We start from the raw sequence: 4,997 nt of genomic DNA, 5'->3' as shown, positions 1-4,997 counted from the left end.
CTAGATGCATGCTCGAGCGGCCGCCAGTGTGATGGATATCTGCAGAATTCGCCCTTAATGCCTAGACGTATTCCTGATTATCCAGACGCTTTAAATGGATGGAATATGATTTGTTCAATTGGATTAACAATGACTTTATTTGGTTTATTTATAATATCATTCTTCTTTAGTGGATTATTTGCACTTGTTCATTATAAAAGAACACATTATGATTACAGCTCCCAAGCAAACATTTAAATTACAAGGCTACGATAAGACGATATCTCTGAATATTGAGCAGAACAATACAGACCGTAAGGTTATAATTATGTTAAAAGTTAGGATAATGAAATTATAGTTACCATAGCTGTAGATGGATGCTTCGAAGGGCGAATTCCAGCACACTGGCGGCCGTTACTAGTGGATCCGAGCTCGGTACCAAGCTTGGCGTAATCATGGTCATAGCTGTTTACTGTGTGAAATTGTTATCCGCTCACAATTCCACACAACATACGAGCCGGAAGCATAAAGTGTAAAGCCTGGGGTGCCTAATGAGTGAGCTAACTCACATTAATTGCGTTGCGCTCACTGCCCGCTTTCCAGTCGGGAAACCTGTCGTGCCAGCTGCATTAATGAATCGGCCAACGCGCGGGGAGAGGCGGTTTGCGTATTGGGCGCTCTTCCGCTTCCTCGCTCACTGACTCGCTGCGCTCGGTCGTTCGGCTGCGGCGAGCGGTATCAGCTCACTCAAAGGCGGTAATACGGTTATCCACAGAATCAGGGGATAACGCAGGAAAGAACATGTGAGCAAAAGGCCAGCAAAAGGCCAGGAACCGTAAAAAGGCCGCGTTGCTGGCGTTTTTCCATAGGCTCCGCCCCCCTGACGAGCATCACAAAAATCGACGCTCAAGTCAGAGGTGGCGAAACCCGACAGGACTATAAAGATACCAGGCGTTTCCCCCTGGAAGCTCCCTCGTGCGCTCTCCTGTTCCGACCCTGCCGCTTACCGGATACCTGTCCGCCTTTCTCCCTTCGGGAAGCGTGGCGCTTTCTCATAGCTCACGCTGTAGGTATCTCAGTTCGGTGTAGGTCGTTCGCTCCAAGCTGGGCTGTGTGCACGAACCCCCCGTTCAGCCCGACCGCTGCGCCTTATCCGGTAACTATCGTCTTGAGTCCAACCCGGTAAGACACGACTTATCGCCACTGGCAGCAGCCACTGGTAACAGGATTAGCAGAGCGAGGTATGTAGGCGGTGCTACAGAGTTCTTGAAGTGGTGGCCTAACTACGGCTACACTAGAAGAACAGTATTTGGTATCTGCGCTCTGCTGAAGCCAGTTACCTTCGGAAAAAGAGTTGGTAGCTCTTGATCCGGCAAACAAACCACCGCTGGTAGCGGTGGTTTTTTTGTTTGCAAGCAGCAGATTACGCGCAGAAAAAAAGGATCTCAAGAAGATCCTTTGATCTTTTCTACGGGGTCTGACGCTCAGTGGAACGAAAACTCACGTTAAGGGATTTTGGTCATGAGATTATCAAAAAGGATCTTCACCTAGATCCTTTTAAATTAAAAATGAAGTTTTAAATCAATCTAAAGTATATATGAGTAAACTTGGTCTGACAGTTACCAATGCTTAATCAGTGAGGCACCTATCTCAGCGATCTGTCTATTTCGTTCATCCATAGTTGCCTGACTCCCCGTCGTGTAGATAACTACGATACGGGAGGGCTTACCATCTGGCCCCAGTGCTGCAATGATACCGCGAGACCCACGCTCACCGGCTCCAGATTTATCAGCAATAAACCAGCCAGCCGGAAGGGCCGAGCGCAGAAGTGGTCCTGCAACTTTATCCGCCTCCATCCAGTCTATTAATTGTTGCCGGGAAGCTAGAGTAAGTAGTTCGCCAGTTAATAGTTTGCGCAACGTTGTTGCCATTGCTACAGGCATCGTGGTGTCACGCTCGTCGTTTGGTATGGCTTCATTCAGCTCCGGTTCCCAACGATCAAGGCGAGTTACATGATCCCCCATGTTGTGCAAAAAAGCGGTTAGCTCCTTCGGTCCTCCGATCGTTGTCAGAAGTAAGTTGGCCGCAGTGTTATCACTCATGGTTATGGCAGCACTGCATAATTCTCTTACTGTCATGCCATCCGTAAGATGCTTTTCTGTGACTGGTGAGTACTCAACCAAGTCATTCTGAGAATAGTGTATGCGGCGACCGAGTTGCTCTTGCCCGGCGTCAATACGGGATAATACCGCGCCACATAGCAGAACTTTAAAAGTGCTCATCATTGGAAAACGTTCTTCGGGGCGAAAACTCTCAAGGATCTTACCGCTGTTGAGATCCAGTTCGATGTAACCCACTCGTGCACCCAACTGATCTTCAGCATCTTTTACTTTCACCAGCGTTTCTGGGTGAGCAAAAACAGGAAGGCAAAATGCCGCAAAAAAGGGAATAAGGGCGACACGGAAATGTTGAATACTCATACTCTTCCTTTTTCAATTCAGAAGAACTCGTCAAGAAGGCGATAGAAGGCGATGCGCTGCGAATCGGGAGCGGCGATACCGTAAAGCACGAGGAAGCGGTCAGCCCATTCGCCGCCAAGCTCTTCAGCAATATCACGGGTAGCCAACGCTATGTCCTGATAGCGGTCCGCCACACCCAGCCGGCCACAGTCGATGAATCCAGAAAAGCGGCCATTTTCCACCATGATATTCGGCAAGCAGGCATCGCCATGGGTCACGACGAGATCCTCGCCGTCGGGCATGCGCGCCTTGAGCCTGGCGAACAGTTCGGCTGGCGCGAGCCCCTGATGCTCTTCGTCCAGATCATCCTGATCGACAAGACCGGCTTCCATCCGAGTACGTGCTCGCTCGATGCGATGTTTCGCTTGGTGGTCGAATGGGCAGGTAGCCGGATCAAGCGTATGCAGCCGCCGCATTGCATCAGCCATGATGGATACTTTCTCGGCAGGAGCAAGGTGGGATGACAGGAGATCCTGCCCCGGCACTTCGCCCAATAGCAGCCAGTCCCTTCCCGCTTCAGTGACAACGTCGAGCACAGCTGCGCAAGGAACGCCCGTCGTGGCCAGCCACGATAGCCGCGCTGCCTCGTCCTGCAGTTCATTCAGGGCACCGGACAGGTCGGTCTTGACAAAAAGAACCGGGCGCCCCTGCGCTGACAGCCGGAACACGGCGGCATCAGAGCAGCCGATTGTCTGTTGTGCCCAGTCATAGCCGAATAGCCTCTCCACCCAAGCGGCCGGAGAACCTGCGTGCAATCCATCTTGTTCAATCATGCGAAACGATCCTCATCCTGTCTCTTGATCAGATCTTGATCCCCTGCGCCATCAGATCCTTGGCGGCAAGAAAGCCATCCAGTTTACTTTGCAGGGCTTCCCAACCTTACCAGAGGGCGCCCCAGCTGGCAATTCCGGTTCGCTTGCTGTCCATAAAACCGCCCAGTCTAGCTATCGCCATGTAAGCCCACTGCAAGCTACCTGCTTTCTCTTTGCGCTTGCGTTTTCCCTTGTCCAGATAGCCCAGTAGCTGACATTCATCCGGGGTCAGCACCGTTTCTGCGGACTGGCTTTCTACGTGTTCCGCTTCCTTTAGCAGCCCTTGCGCCCTGAATTTTGTTAAAATTCGCGTTAAATTTTTGTTAAATCAGCTCATTTTTTAACCAATAGGCCGAAATCGGCAAAATCCCTTATAAATCAAAAGAATAGACCGAGATAGGGTTGAGTGTTGTTCCAGTTTGGAACAAGAGTCCACTATTAAAGAACGTGGACTCCAACGTCAAAGGGCGAAAAACCGTCTATCAGGGCGATGGCCCACTACGTGAACCATCACCCTAATCAAGTTTTTTGGGGTCGAGGTGCCGTAAAGCACTAAATCGGAACCCTAAAGGGAGCCCCCGATTTAGAGCTTGACGGGGAAAGCCGGCGAACGTGGCGAGAAAGGAAGGGAAGAAAGCGAAAGGAGCGGGCGCTAGGGCGCTGGCAAGTGTAGCGGTCACGCTGCGCGTAACCACCACACCCGCCGCGCTTAATGCGCCGCTACAGGGCGCGTCCATTCGCCATTCAGGCTGCGCAACTGTTGGGAAGGGCGATCGGTGCGGGCCTCTTCGCTATTACGCCAGCTGGCGAAAGGGGGATGTGCTGCAAGGCGATTAAGTTGGGTAACGCCAGGGTTTTCCCAGTCACGACGTTGTAAAACGACGGCCAGTGAATTGTAATACGACTCACTATAGGGCGAATTGGGCCCTCTAGATGCATGCTCGAGCGGCCGCCAGTGTGATGGATATCTGCAGAATTCGCCCTTTGGAGTGGATGGTGTTTTAGATATATGCATGCAACTGGTGCATCATTAGTATTTTTCTTAACTTATCTACATATTTTAAGAGGATTAAATTATTCTTATTTATATTTACCTTTATCATGGATATCAGGTTTAATTATATTTGCATTATTTATAGTAACTGCATTTATTGGATATGTATTACCTTGGGGACAAATGAGTTATTGGGGTGCAACTGTTATTACTAATTTATTATCTTCAATTCCAGCCTTAGTTATATGGTTATGTTAATACGACTCACTATAGGGCGAATTGGGCCCTCTAGATGCATGCTCGAGCGGCCGCCAGTGTGATGGATATCTGCAGAATTCGCCCTTACCCTAAAGGATTTGTGCTACCATGTAAATGTAAAAAGAATATATGTATAAATACAATACATAATGCTACAAAAGGAAGTATAAAATGTAATACAAAAAATCTTTTAATTGTTGGATCACTTACTGTATATCCTCCACATAACCAAATGACTAATACTGGAATTGAAGATAATAAATTAGTTATGACAGTTGCACCCCAATAACTCATTTGTCCCCAAGGTAAAACATAACCTATAAAAGCTGTAACTATAAATAATGCAAATATGATTAATCCTGATATCCATGATAATGGTAGATATAAATATGAATAATTTAATCCTCTTAAAATATGTAAATAAGTTAATAAAAA

At 48.4% G+C, this 4,997-nt stretch carries 5 protein-coding genes and 1 pseudogene; 2 read left to right on the top strand and 4 right to left on the bottom strand.

Features of this window, described 5'->3' with window-relative positions; genetic code table 11:
- On the top strand, positions 1–237 hold a 237-nt coding region (locus CWO13_RS23555), incomplete at its 5' end, for a hypothetical protein (protein ID WP_219910248.1).
- 1,361 nt (positions 238–1,598) lie between these two features.
- Here the strand turns inward: CWO13_RS23555 and CWO13_RS23140 are convergent.
- The 3 genes and pseudogenes from CWO13_RS23140 to CWO13_RS23130 all read right to left on the bottom strand — a co-directional run.
- Positions 1,599–2,459 (bottom strand): broad-spectrum class A beta-lactamase TEM-116, encoded by an 861-nt coding sequence (locus tag CWO13_RS23140; RefSeq protein ID WP_000027050.1) that lies wholly within the window; start codon positions 2,457–2,459, stop codon positions 1,599–1,601.
- A gap of 17 nt (positions 2,460–2,476) precedes the next feature.
- A complete protein-coding gene (locus tag CWO13_RS23135; RefSeq protein WP_000572405.1) occupies positions 2,477–3,271 on the bottom strand; it encodes an aminoglycoside O-phosphotransferase APH(3')-IIa in 795 nt (264 codons plus the stop codon).
- Between the two features lie 28 nt (positions 3,272–3,299).
- A pseudogene (locus CWO13_RS23130) lies at positions 3,300–3,602 on the bottom strand (IS4 family transposase); the annotation flags it as partial.
- A gap of 672 nt (positions 3,603–4,274) precedes the next feature.
- Here CWO13_RS23130 and CWO13_RS23120 point away from each other — a divergent pair.
- Entirely contained in the window at positions 4,275–4,562 is a 288-nt protein-coding gene (locus CWO13_RS23120; protein WP_258186402.1) for a cytochrome b N-terminal domain-containing protein, read from the top strand.
- Positions 4,563–4,646: 84 nt separating this feature from the next.
- Here CWO13_RS23120 and CWO13_RS23115 read toward each other — a convergent pair.
- A partial coding sequence (locus CWO13_RS23115; protein ID WP_181359931.1) for a cytochrome b N-terminal domain-containing protein occupies positions 4,647–4,997 on the bottom strand: 351 nt, incomplete at its 5' end.

The sequence above is a fragment of the Vibrio sp. ZF 223 genome, assembly GCF_003050585.1.
GTDB classification, from domain to species: domain Bacteria; phylum Pseudomonadota; class Gammaproteobacteria; order Enterobacterales; family Vibrionaceae; genus Vibrio; species Vibrio crassostreae.
The sequence above is the reverse complement of the archived record's forward strand: the minus strand, read 5'-3'. Positions and strand labels throughout refer to the sequence as shown.

Coding starts and splice junctions, on each gene's coding strand:
- CWO13_RS23135 (WP_000572405.1), bottom strand. CDS start 3,271: ATGATTGAACAAGATGGATTGCACGCAGGTTCTCCGGCCGCTTGGGTG.
- CWO13_RS23140 (WP_000027050.1), bottom strand. CDS start 2,459: ATGAGTATTCAACATTTCCGTGTCGCCCTTATTCCCTTTTTTGCGGCA.